Annotated in this window: 14 protein-coding genes; 8 read left to right on the forward strand and 6 right to left on the reverse strand. The window is 60.3% G+C overall.

Going from position 1 to position 15667, the window contains the following annotated elements:
- The first annotated feature begins 252 nt into the window (after nucleotides 1-252).
- Nucleotides 253-2787, forward strand: a complete 2535-nt coding sequence (locus tag GVN17_RS19855; RefSeq protein WP_256665315.1) for an ATP-binding protein — start codon at nucleotides 253-255, stop codon at nucleotides 2785-2787.
- Nucleotides 2788-2925: 138 nt separating this feature from the next.
- Here the strand turns inward: GVN17_RS19855 and GVN17_RS19860 are convergent, their stop codons facing one another.
- The gene (locus GVN17_RS19860) at nucleotides 2926-3822 is read right to left on the reverse strand and encodes an AraC family transcriptional regulator (RefSeq protein WP_166596950.1); all 897 of its coding nucleotides are present in this window, start codon (nucleotides 3820-3822) and stop codon (nucleotides 2926-2928) included.
- A 317-nt stretch (nucleotides 3823-4139) separates the two neighbouring features.
- Here GVN17_RS19860 and GVN17_RS19865 point away from each other — a divergent pair, with 317 nt between their 5' ends.
- From GVN17_RS19865 to GVN17_RS19890, 6 genes are all read left to right on the forward strand, one after another.
- Nucleotides 4140-5123, forward strand: a complete 984-nt coding sequence (locus GVN17_RS19865; protein ID WP_166596951.1) for a DUF1852 domain-containing protein — start codon at nucleotides 4140-4142, stop codon at nucleotides 5121-5123.
- 26 nt (nucleotides 5124-5149) lie between these two features.
- Entirely contained in the window at nucleotides 5150-6184 is a 1035-nt protein-coding gene (locus GVN17_RS19870) for a methionine synthase (RefSeq protein WP_166596952.1), read from the forward strand.
- A gap of 318 nt (nucleotides 6185-6502) precedes the next feature.
- Complete coding sequence (locus GVN17_RS19875) at nucleotides 6503-7744, forward strand: DUF1835 domain-containing protein (RefSeq protein WP_166596953.1); 1242 nt, start codon at nucleotides 6503-6505, stop codon at nucleotides 7742-7744.
- Nucleotides 7745-7900: 156 nt separating this feature from the next.
- Entirely contained in the window at nucleotides 7901-8644 is a 744-nt protein-coding gene (locus GVN17_RS19880; RefSeq protein ID WP_166596954.1) for an SDR family NAD(P)-dependent oxidoreductase, read from the forward strand.
- A 34-nt stretch (nucleotides 8645-8678) separates the two neighbouring features.
- Nucleotides 8679-9080: a VOC family protein gene (locus GVN17_RS19885; protein ID WP_166596955.1), complete on the forward strand. Its 402-nt coding sequence runs from the start codon at nucleotides 8679-8681 to the stop codon at nucleotides 9078-9080.
- Entirely contained in the window at nucleotides 9077-10054 is a 978-nt protein-coding gene (locus tag GVN17_RS19890) for a trans-acting enoyl reductase family protein (RefSeq protein ID WP_166596956.1), read from the forward strand. The genes GVN17_RS19885 and GVN17_RS19890 overlap by 4 nt, the downstream gene beginning before the upstream one ends.
- A 21-nt stretch (nucleotides 10055-10075) precedes the next feature.
- On the opposite strand, the gene GVN17_RS19895 is transcribed toward GVN17_RS19890, so the two are convergent.
- Nucleotides 10076-10942 (reverse strand): AraC family transcriptional regulator, encoded by an 867-nt coding sequence (locus tag GVN17_RS19895; protein ID WP_166596957.1) that lies wholly within the window; start codon nucleotides 10940-10942, stop codon nucleotides 10076-10078.
- Between the two features lie 215 nt (nucleotides 10943-11157).
- On the opposite strand from GVN17_RS19895, the gene GVN17_RS19900 reads away from it, so the two are divergent.
- Nucleotides 11158-11907 (forward strand): glucose 1-dehydrogenase, encoded by a 750-nt coding sequence (locus GVN17_RS19900; RefSeq protein WP_166596958.1) that lies wholly within the window; start codon nucleotides 11158-11160, stop codon nucleotides 11905-11907.
- 66 nt (nucleotides 11908-11973) lie between these two features.
- Here the strand turns inward: GVN17_RS19900 and GVN17_RS19905 are convergent, their stop codons facing one another.
- From GVN17_RS19905 to GVN17_RS19920, 4 genes are all read right to left on the reverse strand, one after another.
- Entirely contained in the window at nucleotides 11974-12501 is a 528-nt protein-coding gene (locus GVN17_RS19905) for a GIY-YIG nuclease family protein (RefSeq protein ID WP_166596959.1), read from the reverse strand.
- Nucleotides 12502-12727: 226 nt separating this feature from the next.
- Nucleotides 12728-13465 carry an SDR family NAD(P)-dependent oxidoreductase gene (locus GVN17_RS19910; RefSeq protein ID WP_166596960.1) on the reverse strand — a complete coding sequence of 246 codons (738 nt, stop codon included), beginning with the start codon at nucleotides 13463-13465 and terminating at the stop codon, nucleotides 12728-12730.
- Nucleotides 13466-13536: 71 nt separating this feature from the next.
- Nucleotides 13537-14355: an ABC transporter permease gene (locus tag GVN17_RS19915; RefSeq protein ID WP_166596961.1), complete on the reverse strand. Its 819-nt coding sequence runs from the start codon at nucleotides 14353-14355 to the stop codon at nucleotides 13537-13539.
- A 13-nt stretch (nucleotides 14356-14368) separates the two neighbouring features.
- On the reverse strand, nucleotides 14369-15622 hold the full coding sequence (locus GVN17_RS19920) for an ABC transporter permease (protein ID WP_166596962.1): 1254 nt from the start codon (nucleotides 15620-15622) through the stop codon (nucleotides 14369-14371).
- Between the last annotated feature and the right edge of the window lie 45 nt (nucleotides 15623-15667).

Raw genomic sequence — 15667 nt, forward strand, 5'->3', positions numbered from 1 at the left:
CCGTCGGGCCTTTGGACTAACGGCCTTAAACGCCACTCAAACGACCCTGTTTTCGCCGCCTTCTCGTACAACGGCGTGCCATCGGACGTCGTGTTCCTGGTCACGGCCGGTGGGGTGATGCTTCGTGGCGACATTTCTGACAGACTGGATTTCACACTGCCGAACAGGGAGGGGGCTGCACGGCACGCTTTCGTCACGTTCACGCTGAACCCGCCCGCAGAACGTCTGTGCGGCGTTCATGAGGAAGCCCGTTTGCCTACTGATCTCGTCGGTCCCGACCGTAATGACCGTTTGTCCCACGTGTTGAATGCCAGCGAACGGCTGGCGCTGGCCGGTTCGGTAGACGAAGTCGTTGCCGTGCTCCGCGACACGGCGCGTGCGGCGGTCGGGGCAGAAGGCGTTGCGATCGTGATCGAGACGGGCGGCTATTGTTCCTATGTGGCGGAAGACGCGGTCTCGCCACTCTGGCAAGGCCAGACGTTTCCTGCGGACCACTGCGTTTCGGGCTGGGCGATGCGCCATAACGCGACCGTCGCGATTCCTGATGTCCGGCTGGATTCCCGTGTTCCCCAAGACGCCTATGCGGCGACTTTTGTGCGCAGTCTCGTCATGGTGCCCATTGGTCGCCCTGTTCCAGTCGCCGCGCTCGGGGCCTATTGGGCTGAAGTCGGGGATCATGGTCAGGACACGCTCAAGCGTCTGGAAAGCCTCGCGCGTCTGGCGACGATTGCCATCGAGAATGCGCGCCTGACCCAAGCGCGCAATCGTGCGGCAGCACTGGGCGCCGCTCAGAACCGCATTCTGGAACTGGCCGTCGCGCAGACGCCGCTTGCGTTCTCGCTGGACGCCATCGTCCGCGAGGTGGAAACGCTGTCCCCGTCCCGGTTCCTCGGCAGCATTGTGCTGTTGGACGACGACGGCCGGCGTATTCATTCCTGCTCCGGCCCGAGCCTGCCCGCTGCGTATAGGAACGCCATCGCTGGCGTCAGTGCCGATCCCCTCTGGTCCGCGTGCCGGGAGCGGGCCATCGAACAGGGTCTGCACCTGTGTTGGTCAATCCCGATCCGTTCGGCGCAAGGTGTCACGCTGGGCGCGTTTGTGCTGTATCACCCCGAGCGCCGCGATCCGTTGTTGGCGGATATCGAGGTTGTCGATTTCGTGGTTCAAACGGTCGGGCTGGTCGTGCACCGGGCGCGGGCGGATGCTTCGATACGGATCAGCGAAGAGCGTTTGCGCCTGGCCGTGGCCCACGCAGACGTGGGTTTCTGGGATGTGGATTTCGTGCAGAACACATTGGTATGGCCCGCACAGACGAAGGCCATGTTTGGTATTTCGGCTGACGTGCCGGTCACGCTGCAGGATTTTTACGACGGTTTGCACCCTGAGGACCGTGACGCAACGATTGAGGCATTTAGCGCCGCCATCGACCCTGAGCATCGCGCGCTCTATGACGTTGACTACCGGACGGTGGGCCGTGAGGACGGCATCGTGCGTTGGGTGGCGGCCAAAGGACGGGGGGTGTTCGACACCACGGGTCGCTGTTTGCGGGTGACCGGTACGGCGATGGAAATCACGGCCCGCAAGACGGCCGAGGACGCGCTTCGAGAACTCAACGCCACGCTGGAAGGGCGGGTGGCCCAGGCCATCGCCGAACGGGAAGAGGTTCAAAAGGCCCTGCGGCAGAGCCAGAAAATGGAAGCCATGGGGCAGTTGACCGGCGGCGTCGCCCACGACTTCAACAACCTGCTGACTCCGATTGTCGGTACGCTCGACCTGCTTCAACGCCGGGGCGTGGGTGGTGAGCGGGAGCAGCGGCTGATCTCCGGCGCCATGCAGTCCGCCGAGCGGGCGAAGACACTCGTCCAGCGGCTGCTGGCGTTTGCCCGCCGTCAGCCGCTGCAACCGGTGCCCGTCGATGTGGCGAAGCTGGTGAGTGACATGGGTGATCTGGTGGCCAGCACCACCGGGCCGCAAATCAAAGTGGTTGTCGATGCACCTGACCATCTCCCGGCCGCCATCGCTGACCTCAATCAGCTCGAAATGGCGCTGCTCAACCTCTCTGTCAACGCGCGGGATGCGATGCTGGAAGGCGGCACCTTGCGCATCTCGGCCACCATGGAGGCAGTGGGCGTCGACCACCGCTCCAGACTTCCGGCTGGCGAATACTTGTGTCTATCGGTGGCCGACACCGGCATCGGCATGGACCCCGCGACACTTGCCCTCGCGGTCGAGCCGTTCTTTTCCACCAAGGGCGTCGGCAAGGGGACTGGGCTTGGGCTCTCGATGGTGCACGGGTTGGCATCGCAATTGAACGGCGCCCTCACGATCCAGAGTTCGCCCGGCCTTGGCACGAATGTGGAGCTGTGGCTTCCGCGCAGCATGACCGTACCTGCGGCGGTACTCCGCATGGCGGAGGCGCCTGAGCCGCCATTGACGCGCGGGGTTGCGCTGCTGGTCGATGATGAAGAACTGGTTCGCGCCAGCACGTCCTACATGTTGGCCGAACTGGGCTATTGCGTGATTGAAGCCGCGTCAGGAGAAGAGGCTATGGAGCTGATGAAGGGTAGGGAGTCGTTTGACCTGCTCGTCACGGACCACCTCATGCCCGGTATCAGCGGGACCGACTTGGCGAAGGTGGTTCGGGACTCCCGGCCGGGGACGCCGATTCTGCTCGTCTCCGGCTACGCGGAACGTGAGGGCCTCGACCCTGATCTGCCTCGTCTCACCAAGCCCTTCCGCAAAAACGAGCTGGCGGAGAGTCTGGTGCACCTTGGTCGTGGGGCTTGAAACCGCCAAACGCCCACTCCGGCCCGACGAAAGACGTATATGCGCCGGCGATTTTTTTCGCGATTCGGCGCCGGACTTGACCAGCAGCGACCGCCACGCTGGCTGTTGCGACGGACCTGACCCCGACAATCTCACCACTCACTGGCCGCCTGCGAATGCGCCATCGCCCGCTATTCTGCTGGCATCTCGCGAAGGGGGCAGTCCGAAGGCTTTCGCGTAATCCCGGCTGAACTGTGTCGGGCTTTCATAACCCACTTCGAACGCTGCCGACATCACACTTTTTGCACTGGCAACCATGAGCATTCGGGCTTGAAGCAGGCGCACACGTTTCTGATATTGCAACGGGCTCAAATTGGTCACGGCCTTGAAATGGCGGTGGAATGCCGAGACGCTCATCGAGGCTCGCTCAGCCAGGTGTTCGACGCGGATGGGTTGGGCGAAATCGCGACGAATCCACTGGACTGCCAGGTTCACGCGGGCCATCGCGCTGTCCGGTGCGGCGATTTCCCTAAGCATCCAGCCAAGCGGGCCTTGAAGCACGCGGAAAATAATCTCTCGTTCGTAGACCGGCGCGAGGGCTGCGATGGCTGGCGGGTCACCCATTAACCTGAGCATTCGCACCCAGGCGTCCGTGAGATCGCGGGTCATGGGGGCGACTGAAAAACCGGGATTCGTTTCGGCTCGAAGCGCAGGTTCGGGCAGGTCAGCGAACAGTGTGGACAATACAGTGAGATCGAGTGTCAGGCTGACCGCAAGATAGGGCTCGCCGGTGGCGGCCGGGTGCACCGAACCCACGGCAGGCAAATCGATGGACATGACGAAGTAGGTGGCGGGGTCATAGCGCAGCGTCCGGTCACCCACTGTCATGGTTTTGCTGCCTTGCAAAATCACATTGATCATCGGGTCGTACACCGCTGCCAGCAGGTGCTCGGGAACTGCTCCCTTGACCATGGCCACGTGAGGGATGCCGGTGTCGGTTCGCCGATTTTCAGCCTGGGCCGCGAGTGACCTGAGTTCGTTCAGTGAGTTGTCCATAACCGGCATGCTGAGGGGTGACGGCCGTACCCGCAAGTGAAAAGCAGAAACAGGCAGGTTTTGAGCAGGAACAGGTGCGTTCCTTATCCGGACGATGAAGACGGAAGGACCGCATTCTTAAGTTGATCATGAGCCCGGCTAATGCCTTCACTGAATTCAATTCGTTTTTATTCATGCAGGGTCCCCGCCTAAACTTCGTACAGCTTTTCACTGCAGGCACTGTTAATCCAGCCGAGTGAAAGAACGGAACGACAGCCATTCCTGATAAAGACAAACAGCTTATTCAGGTGTGGCTAAAAACAGGGTGTCGGATCAACATGAGCACAGCATTCGAATTTGCGATCAAGCGCATCAGTTTTGATGAGCATTATATTCCGTCAGACACGACGCGCATCACGACCAACTTCGCAAACCTTGCCAGAGGGGAACGTCGGCAGGAGAATTTGCGCAACACCTTGAAGATGATCGATAACCGCTTCAATGCCTTGGCGCACTGGGACAACCCTGCCGCTGATCGTTACACGGTCGAGTTGGACATCATCTCTGTTGAAGTGAGCCTACATGGTGAAGATGGTGACCACGCCATCCCCATGATTGAGGTGTTGAAAACGACCATTGTCGATCGAACAACGAACGAGCGCCTGAATGGCATCGTCGGGAACAATTTCTCTTCTTACGTTCGAGATTATGACTTTAGCGTGCGGTTGACGGAGCACAACAAGAACCGATCCGGGTTCAGCACGCCCGAGGACTTTGGAGAGCTGCACGGCAAACTCTTCAAGTGCTTCGTTAATTCAAGCGCCTACAAAGCGCATTTCGACAAGCCGCCCGTCATCTGCTTGAGCGTCTCCAGCGCCAGAACTTACCACCGCACCGAGAATCAACACCCTGTGCTGGGTTTTGAATACCGGCAGGATGACGACTCGTTGACCGATGAGTATTTCAAAAAGATGGGCCTGAACGTCCGTTATTTCATGCCCCCTAACAGCGCAGCGCCGTTGGCTTTTTATTTCTCAGGGGATTTGTTGGCTGATTACACCGCCCTTGAGCTGATTGGCACGGTCAGCACGATGGACACTTTTCAGAAGATCTATCGGCCTGAGATTTATAACGCGAACTCCGCCGCAGGAAAGTCGTATCAGCCCAGCTTGAAGCACCAGGACTATTCATTGACCCGAATTGTGTATGACCGCGAAGAGCGTAGTCAGCTGGCCGTCGAGCAAGGAAAGTTTGCCGAAGAACACTTCATCAAGCCCTACCAGACCGCTCTTGAACAGTGGTCCGGTAACTGCGCGCTTTGATTCATTAATAGATAAGGTCTTTTTTCATGAAAAAACTGTTGCCCACGTCGACGGCTGGCAGCTTGCCTAAACCTTCCTGGCTCGCACCACCGGAGACGCTTTGGTCTCCCTGGAAGTTGCAGGACGGCGAGTTGATTGAAGGCAAGCAAGACGCGCTGTTACTTGCACTTCAAGAACAACAAAGGGCGGGCATCGATATCGTCAGCGATGGCGAACAAACCCGCCAGCATTTCGTCACGACCTTCATCGAGCACCTTGATGGCGTTGATTTCGAAAAGCGCAAAACCGTCAGGATTCGTGACCGTTATGACGCGAGCGTGCCGACGGTGGTCGGGGCCGTCACTCGCCAAAAACCGGTGTTCGTTGAAGACGCCAAATTCTTGCGTCAGCAGACCGATCAGCCGATCAAGTGGGCGCTGCCAGGCCCGATGACGATGATCGACACCCTCTACGATGCCCACTATAAAAGCCGTGAAAAACTGGCTTGGGAATTTGCCAAAATTCTCAATCAGGAAGCCAGGGAACTGGAAGCCGCGGGTGTCGACATCATTCAATTCGACGAGCCTGCCTTTAACGTGTTTTTCGATGAGGTGAACGACTGGGGCGTGGCGACCCTGGAGCGTGCCATCGAAGGACTGAAGTGCGAAACGGCGGTGCACATCTGCTACGGCTACGGCATCAAGGCGAACACCGACTGGAAGAAAACCCTGGGTTCCGAGTGGCGACAGTATGAAGAGGCCTTTCCCAAACTGCAGAAATCCAGCATCGACATCGTTTCCCTGGAGTGCCACAACTCCCACGTGCCCATGGACCTGATCGAACTCATCCGGGGTAAAAAGGTGATGGTAGGGGCCATCGATGTGGCAAACCACGCGATTGAAACGCCGGAAGACGTCGCCAATACCTTGAGAAAGGCGCTTCAGTTCGTGGATGCGGACAAACTTTACCCGTGCACCAACTGCGGCATGGCGCCGTTGCCGCGACGAATAGCCAGCGGCAAGTTGAAGGCGCTGAGTGCGGGCGCAGACATCGTCCGCAGAGAACTGTTGAACGCGCGTTAAATCGCGTTCGTCATTGGAAAGCCTGAAGTCAGCCTGTTGAACGGGCGTCTTGAGGTCAACGTTAACAGTGTCCAACCGTCCATATTTATTCAGGATTTGCCATGTCTTCCGCCGGTACTGCGATTGAGCCATTGAGCTTTCGCGAAGCGCTTGGGCATTACCAATCGGGCTTTGCTTCCTTCGGCTCTTCCCGCTACAGTCAGCGCCGGGCGTTTGCTGCGCCTGCGGTCCGCGCGAAGGGGTCACCCAGGCAAGCGTTTTCAATTTTTCATTCCAGCTCCCGGCTTGTCGGCGGACCGAGCCCTGAAAGGAGTTGGCATGCCTGCCATAAACGCTTCCCGCTATCACGGCCTCCCTGATCTGCCCTCGCTGCGCAAGCGCGCCAAGCGTCTTTTGAAAGCACTGAAAAACCACGAAGCCGACGATGCCCGCATGCAGTTGCGGGTGATCGGTTTGTCGGGCCCTGACTATCGACTCGCTGACACGCAGTGGCTGGTGGCGCGCGACGCGGGTTTCCCCAGTTGGCCCAAGCTGATAGCCCATGCCGACAGCATTGCGTTCGCTGCACGTCATCCGGATTTTGTCGCAACGGGTGAGGCGGCGGTCCAGCACTGGCGCTGCGGCAACGATATCGAGCACAGTCTGCGAATCGCCGGTTTCTCGGGTGCGTTTCATATGTTCGATGATCCGATGGTGATGGGCCCGGTGCCGGCTTTGCCTGAGGATGATTACTGGGCCGTGCGAGCGGCTTTTGCCGAACAGGCCTTCGGTCTGCCGAAGCAAAATATCCAGCAGCGCCAAGCCACGCAGCGCAAGGCATTGGCGCAACTGGATGCCGAGAGCGAACTGGTGTTGTGGTGCGAAGCCGACGCCTACGATCAACTGTTTCTGGCGCGGGTACTGGCGAGCCTGCCCGCGTTACCGCGCAGACTTGAATTGATCGAAATCGCTCAGGTTCCCGGCGTGGAGCGATTTATCGGCATTGGGCAACTGGCGCCCGATCTGCTCGCCTGGCTGTGGCCACAACGGCGCCCGTTGGGCGAAGACGCCTTGGCAGTGGCGCGTGAAGCATGGGCCGCCTACACGTCGACAACCCCGGTCGAGTGGGCCCGCATTGCTGCGCGAGCGCATCCAGCACTGCCGCTGCTGGGGCCCGCTTTGGCCAGGCAACTGCAAGAGCTTCCAGGCGCCAATGACGGATTAAGCATGACCGAGCGCCTGACACTGCGCGTGCTGGCCGATCACGGTGAGCTGCCCTCCGGAAAAGTCTTTGGCCACTTGATGATGAGTTATGAGCCGTTGCCCTTTCTGGGGGATTTGATGTTCCACGCACTGCTGCGGCCCCTGATCGATTCGCCGCAGCCTCTCGTGCATGAGCAGCCGGGACCCGAGTGGCAGAAGCGCGTTATCCGAATCACTGCCTTGGGCGAGCAGGTATTGTCGGGCCGCTTGAACTGGCTCGACCACGCACCAGCAGAGCGCTGGGTCGGCGGGGTCCATGTCGTGGCCGATGACCAACCGTGGGTCGTGAGCGATCAGGGAAAGGTGTGGCGGCGTTGAGTCGATCCATCTTTCCAGTTCGCACAGGCTGAGGGCAGACGCTCGGAGGCTGCGAGCAAAAAGCAGAAACAGGCAGGTTTCGAGCAGGAACGGGTGCGCTCCTGATCGGCCTGATCCGTAGGCTGGGTCCTCATTCGAAGCACAGAGGAACAGCACATGAGCGTAATCGTCGTCACGGGCGGGAGTCGCGGCATCGGGGCCAGTGCCGCCGAGCACATTGCTCAGCGGGGCATGGGTGTCATCCTGACCTACAACAGTCATCCAGAGGAGGCGGTTTCGGTCGTCGAGCGCATCGAGCACGCGGGAGGCAAGGCGGTAGCGCTCAAGCTCGATGTGTCGGAGGTGGCAAGTTTCTCCGGGTTTCGTGAGTCGGTGGCCTTGGCGTTGCGCGAGACCTGGGGCGTCGCCACGCTCGACGGCCTGGTCAACAATGCCGGGTATGGCCTGTTCAACCCCTTGGCCACTGTCAGCGAAACGCAGTTCGATGGCCTTTTCAATGTTCATCTCAAAGGCCCCTTTTTCCTCACGCAAACATTGCTGCCGCTGCTGGCGGACGGCGCGAGTATCGTCAACCTGACCAGCGCAACCACCCGCGTTGCTACGGCGGGTGTGGCGCCTTACGCAGCGTTCAAGGGCGGGCTGGAAGTGCTCACCCGTTACATGGCCAAAGAGTTTGGCGAGCGGCGGATTCGGGCCAACGCTGTGTCACCCGGCGCGATCCGCACGGAGCTTGGCGGCGGCTTGAACGACGAATTCGAGGCCATGCTCGCAGCGCAGACCGCGCTTGGCAGAGTGGGTGAGCCGCAAGACGTCGCCCGCGTGATTGCCATGCTGCTGTCGCACGACGGCAGCTGGATCAATGCCCAGACCATCGAAGTCGCAGGCGGCTACAACATCTGAACCGCCGACAGCTACATCCTTTGAGGAGCACGCAATGCTGGATCATGTCTTTTTGTCGGTCAGCGACATCACCCGTTCCATCCGTTTCTACGAAGCGGCGTTAACCCCGTTGGGCATTACTGCGCGCCTGGACTACGACGGCAAGGACGGCCCGCCGGGGCACCCCAATCTCAAAGGCTTTGGTGCCAATGGCCGGGTGTTTTTCTGGCTGCGTGAAGGGGTCGTCGAGGGACGCGCCGCACACGTGGGTTTCGTCGCCTACAGCCAGGCCGAAGTGGACGCCGCCTACGCTGCTGCCATGAAGGAGGGCGCTGTCGACAACGGCGCGCCCGGTGCGCGTCTGCACTACGATCCCGATTACTACGCCGCCAATGTGCTGGACCCGGACGGGTACAGCCTCGAATTCGTTTATAAAAAATGGCAGCACGTCCAATGAGCACGCTTCTGATCTACGGCGCCACCGGTTACACCGGTCGCATGGCCGCTGAACGGGCAAAAGCGCTGGGCCTGTCCTTCGAAATCGCCGGGCGTGATCATGCGCGTCTTGCGGCACTGGCTGCGCAACTGGGCGTGCCGTTTCGACTGTTCGATGCCAATGCAGATGCGGCGGGCTCGCTCTCAGGCATCTCGGTCCTGCTCAACTTCGCTGGCCCTTTTGCGCACACCGCAGAGCCGCTGATGCGGTCCTGTATCGAGGCCGGGGTCGACTACCTGGACATCACGGCGGAGATCAACGTCTACCGGCTGGCCGAGCGACTGGGAGCGGAAGCCGCTGTGCATCAGGTCATGCTCTTGCCGGGTGTGGGGTGGGACGTCGTGCCGACCGATTCGCTGGCGGTGCAGGTCGCCAAGCGGGTCGAACAGCCTTTTGCGCTGAGCATTGCGCTTCAAGTCCCGGGTTCGATGTCACGTGGCTCGGCCATGAGCGTCAGCGAAATCATCGGGGCAGGGGTCATGGCGAGGGTCGATGGCGAACTGGTCGCCACACCGGATGCAACGCCGCGTCATTTTGACTTCGGTGAGGGGCCAGTCCTGTGTGTGCCGCTGTCGTTTGGTGATCTGGTGACAGCCTGGCATTCGACGGGCATTCCGAACATCGCGATGTTCGTGCACATCTCAGGCGACGCGTTTCCAGAAGGCGATCTCTCACAATTGCCCGACGGCCCGACCCAAGCGCAGCGGGACGCGCATCGTGCCCGTGCAGTGGTTGAGGTCACTGGCGTTGACGGAGCCATCGCCCGGTCCGTGATCGAAACCGTGAACGGCTATTCCTACACGCCGCTGGCCGCAGTAGAGGCAGCGCGGCGGGTATTGGAAGGTGAGCGTCTACCCGGGTTCGCCACACCCGCGAATGTCTTCGGTGATGGGTTTGCCGAGCGTATCGAGGGGACGTTGATCATCGATTTCTGAGGCGGCCCCAATGGGATGCTGTCAGCCCGTGGCGGGGAGGGGAGACTTGAATCTCGCCGCATCCCGCGCAGGCGGCAGGCCAAATAACCTCGCGTATTCACGGCTGAATTGCGAGGCGCTTTCATAACCCACGGCATAGGCAATCGACGTCGCGTCCAGTGTGTCGAACAGCAGCAACCACCGCGCCCGGAGCAAACGCAGGCGTTTCTGGTACTGGATCGGTGTCATGGCCGTCACCGATTTGAAGTGCCGGTAAAAGGCGGCAACGCTCATGTCCGCCATGAGTGCCAGCGGCTCTACCCGAAAAGGCTCGGTGTAGTGGTCACGAATCCACTGTGTGACGCGGCGGATCTGCGTCATCCGGCCATCCGGCCGCGCGACGTCACGCAGAATGCCACCCAACGGCCCCTGTAAGGCGCGGAACAGAATCTCACGTTCGATCATCGGCGCCAGGATCGTGGCCTCGTGGGGATGATCCATGAGCCGCATCATGCGCAACCACGCATCGATCATTTGCGCAGGTGCGACGACACCTTCAAAACAAGTGTTCTGCGGTGGCCTCGGCGTTTTGCCTTCGTCCATCAACAGCGTGGCGATCACATCCGGGTCCAGCGTCAGACTGACCGCCAGATAGGGCTGGCCAACCGCGTCTGCGTGAACCTGCCCGGTGGCGGGCACATCCACCGGCACCAGAAAATAGTGGCCTGCTGAATACCTGGAAACCTCATCCCCAATCGACAAGGTCTTGGTGCCCTGAAGCACCAAATGCAGCATCGGTTGATAGACCTGACTTGCACAGGCCTCGGCACGCACCATCGTCACGCGGGGTAGCCCGGTCTCGGTCCACTTGTCTTGCGCGCGCATTACGATGCTGCGCAGTTCTGCCATTGATCGTTCCATGCCGCCCACCGTGAGCCATATCCCAACACATGGCAAGCCAACTGAGAAGAATAGGCAAGCATGTGCGATTAACCGGCAAACGTCGGCGCCCTCGCTGCCTGGATACTGATGGCAAGCGGCGCGTTGCCTTGCGTTTTTCAAGACCAAGCGCGATGCAGCCACCTGTCACGCAACTTCAACTCGCAACGTCAAAAGGGCACGTCATGAAACTCGAAGGAAAAATAGCGGTTGTCACCGGCGCATCCAAAGGCATCGGCGCCGGGATTGCAAAGGCTTTGGCGGCGCAGGGCGCAACGGTCATCGTCAATTACGCCACCAGCCAGGCGGATGCCGATGCAGTGGTCGCCGGGATCGAGGCCAACGGCGGATCAGCGGTCGCCGTGCAGGCAGACATGAGTCAGGCGACCGATGTGGTGCGCCTGTTTGAAACGGTCCGTGAGCACTACGGCACTCTGGATATCCTGGTCAACAATGCCGGTGTGGCAGTGTTCCAGATGATCGATGACCTGACCGAAGAAGCGTTCCATAAGCAATTCAACCTGAACGTGCTGGGCTATCTGCTGGCCGTGCGTGAGGCCGTCAAACTGCTGGGGCCGACAGGCAGCATCATCAATATCAGCTCGATCCTCAGCACCGACCCCTATCTGGCGTCGAGTGTGTACTCGGCGACCAAAGGCGCGGTCGATACCTTGACCTTCGCTTTGGCCAGGGAGTTGGGCGCGCGAGGCATCAGGGTTAACTCAATTCTGCCAGGGCACACGAACACCCCGGCGACTGACGGGAATTTTGCCGGTGAGTTCGGAGAAAAGCTGCTGGCGGGAACCCCGCTGGGACGTTTTGGGGAGCCTGAAGACATCGCGCCATTGGCGGTGTTTCTGGCGTCCGAAGACGCGCACTGGGTGACCGGCGAATCCATTCGCGCTTCGGGTGGTGTTCGCGGGGTGGGTTACTGACGCGACAGGTGATGGCTCCGACAAGAGTATCTCGCCGGTCAAGAGGTCTGACTTGATCAGGGCGTCTCAACGCTCGGCGTCGATGTTGAACCACGGCCGCCAGGTTTCCACAAGCCGATCTTCCTCGAAAAACCGCTCCGCGATTGCATTGTCAGCAAAATCATTCCTGTAGGAGAAACCTACAGAATTCGAGATGAGATGCAGCGGGTCGGGTTCGTTGGGGAAAATGTGTTCGATTCCCCAGCGAAGCTGACATGACGTGGTGTGAGGGGTTGCTTTGTGGTGCTCGGGATGTGCTGCGTGCAGTCGACCTTTGCTCTTGCGCTTCAGGTGAAGACCAAACCTTTTTCGCAGGTTGGTTGTCTTGCCGACGTAAAGGCAAGGGTACGTCAGCTCAGTCGGCCACCAATCCTTGTACTCTACGTTGACCCGAACCTCATTAGGCCCCTTGAGGACAACTGTACGGTTTGACGCCAGGAGAGTATCCCTGTCAGCGATCCACCAAAACGCGTACACACCGGGTCCATCAGGAATGGAGGAGGGGCGCTGGCTGAAAAGGCTGCCGACCGTACGAATGGACTGGGGATGATGCATATTGAAGTGCTCAGCGCCTGGACTACCCATGGATGGCCGTATCGCGGCCGTTCAGTTTCCGCGCAGGAGTATGCGAATCGGGTAGACAGACTACAAGGGCCAGCCAGAGAGCGTCACGATCTCCCAGATTTCATCCGGTTTTGACGACGCTGCCCGCCCGAAATGAATGTGCACGGTCAGGGCCAGGCGACTGACAAAACCTCAGCACGCCTGCCATCCCCGGTCACTATAGGGACTTTGGCGACAGCAATCCGGCTGTCTCACCCCCGTCGACCGTGAGCGTGGTGCCGTTCACGTAGCTGGCTCCCGGCGAAAGCAGCCAGCAAATGGCGTCAGCGACTTCCGTGGCCGATGCCAGGCGACCTTCCGGGATTCGCGCGGTCAGGGCTGCAAGGCGGGCTTCGTCGTTGACGATTTTGTCCATCATGCGCGTGGCGATCTGGCCGGGGCAGACCGCGTTGAAACGCACTTCCCCGCCATATTCCAGGGCCAGAGCCTGAGTCAGACCCAAGAGCGCGGCTTTGCTCGCGCAGTAGGTGGCCAGCCCTTGTTCCCCGGTTTTGCCCGCGATGGAGGAGACGTTCACCACGGCGCCACGGCCTGCGATCAGACCTGGTAGCGCGTGTTTTGTGTAGAAGAACACCGAGCGCGTATTGACGGCGAACAGCGTGTCCCACTCTTGTTGGGTGGTCTCGGTAAACGCTTTGCGGCCGGACATGCCTGCGTTGTTGACCAGGCCTGCCAGCTTGCCGTCGCTCAATTGCAGTGCCGTTGCGACGACGTTGCGGCATTCGTCTTCATTCACGACATCGCCCGGGACGAACGTGCAGTGGGGCAGGCGCGCCGCCAATTGGGCGCCTGCCGTTTCATCGCGTCCGGTGAACACCACCGGGTGGCCAAGGCTGACGAGTTTTTCCACGGTTGCGGCGCCGATGCCTTGGGTGCCGCCTGTGACGATGTACATGGTACTGCTCCTGAAAGTATCGCCGGCCATGGTCAGGCCGGCGGCTGTGAAAGAAGACGTGGCGCTGAACGTCAGGCGGCCGGTTGATTCAAGGTTCTGCTTGAGCGCAACGAGAGCCAGGTCGTGGCCAACAGACCCGCCAGACCCACCACCAGCAGGAACGATGACATCGCGACAATCGACGGGTCGATGGTGTCACGAATGCCATCGAACATCTGCCGTGGCAGCGTGCGCTGGCCGGGCCCACCGATGAACAGCACGACGACGATCTCGTCGAACGATGTCATGAAGGCAAACAGCGCGCCCGAGATCACGCCGGGCGCAATGATCGGCAGCGCGACGTTGATGAAGGCGCGTAGCGGCGATGCCCCGGACATTGCGGCGGCCTTCAGCAGGCTCATGTCCAGACCCTGCAGGCTGGCGGCGACGTTGATCAGGACGAAGGGTGTCGCGAGCACGGTGTGAGCCAGAATCATCCCGGTCAGCGTGCCTGTCAGGCCCAATTGGCCGAACAGAAAATACATGCCCAGCCCGGAAATCACCGGCGGAATGATCATCGGCGAAATCAACAACGCCAACACGTTGGTCGCGCCAGGCAGGTTGCGCCGTGCGAATGCCAACGCTGCCAGGGTGCCCAATAACGTGGCCAGCAACGTCGCGGCGCAACCGACCAGCAGGCTGTTACGCAAGGCCTGAAGCCAGGGACCGGCACTGAAGACTTTCTCGTACCAGCGCAAGGACAGCCCCGGCAGCGGATAGGACAGGAACGTGCCGCTGCTGAAGGAGATCGGCACCACGGCCAGCAATGGCACGATCATGAAAACGATCATGATGATCCCGAACAGACGCAGCAGATTGCGGCTGATGAAGCACAGGGTGAAATGGTTCATGGCAGGTTCCCGATTACGTGAGACCGGCGATCTGGCGGATGCCGACCAGCCGAGCGGCGACCAGGTAGATCGCCATGACGCAGAGGATCAACACCAGCCCCAGTGCCGAGGCCATGCCCCAGTTGACCGTGGTGTTGGTATAGAAGGCGATGAAATAGCCGAGCATCTGTTCCCGTGCACTGCCCACCAGCGTGGGGGTGACGTAGTAACCGGCCGCGACGATGAAGGTCAGCAGCGTGCCGGAGCCGATGCCCGTGAGGGTCATGGGCAAATAAACATGCAGGAACCCGCGCACCGGATGCGCACCCAGGGACCCCGACGCGCGCATGTAGTGGGCCGGAATGCCTTTCATCACGCTGTACAGCGGCAGCACGGTGAAAGGCAGCAGGATGTGCACCATGACGATGTAAACCCCCAACGCATCGAAGATCATCGGCAGCGGTTGGTCGATCAGGCCCAGTTTGAGCAGCAGGGTGTTGACGATGCCTTTCTCCTGCAGCACCACGATCCAGGCAGTGGTTCGGGCCAGCAGTGATGTCCAGAAGGGCAGCATCACCGCCAGAATCAGCAGCATCTGAAACGGTCGCGAGGCTTTGACCAGCAGGACGGCGAACGGAAACCCCAGCAACAGGCACAACACAGACACGACAACCGCGATCTTCAAGGTCTTGAACGTGAGGTCCAGGTACACCCGTTTTTCCGGGGCGACGCGCTGGATGCCTTGCGTCGTGCGTTCAAGGTCGAGGGCGCTGAGCAGGTAATAGGAGGTGTAGGCCGGTGATGCGCGCTCAAACGCCTCCCACAGCTCAGGCGTAGACCAGCGAGGGTCGATGGCGGTCAGACGTGCGCGGGGCGATTCACCGCTGACCGGTTGCTGATTGGCGGGCCACTGATAGCGACGAGCGGTGGCGGTGATCAGAAACCGGTAGCCGCTGTTTTCGTAATTCATACGCCGCGCCGCTTCGCCCACGGCGCCCAGATTCTCGACGTGAATGAAGTCCTGCTCGATCGCCTCGAACACGGCATCGCTCGGCAAGCCAGGGCTCTCGCTCCGCGCTTGCTGCTCCAGTGCGTGAACCGTGCGTGGGAACGCCTGAATCAGCTCCGGGTTGCTGACGGCGCGGTACAGCATCATGCCGATGGGGAGAACGAAAAAGACGGCGGTGTAGATCAACAGGGGCAACAACAGCAACACCGAGACGAGGCGTTTCTGTCGACTCGACTTCTGGTGGGCGCTTGCAAGTGATTCCAGCGCAGGGGCGGACATAGTGGCTGACCTCGGAATTCGATGGCAGCGGCTTCGGGTGAACGA

Source organism: Pseudomonas sp. SLFW (assembly GCF_009905615.1).
GTDB classification, from domain to species: domain Bacteria; phylum Pseudomonadota; class Gammaproteobacteria; order Pseudomonadales; family Pseudomonadaceae; genus Aquipseudomonas; species Aquipseudomonas bambusae.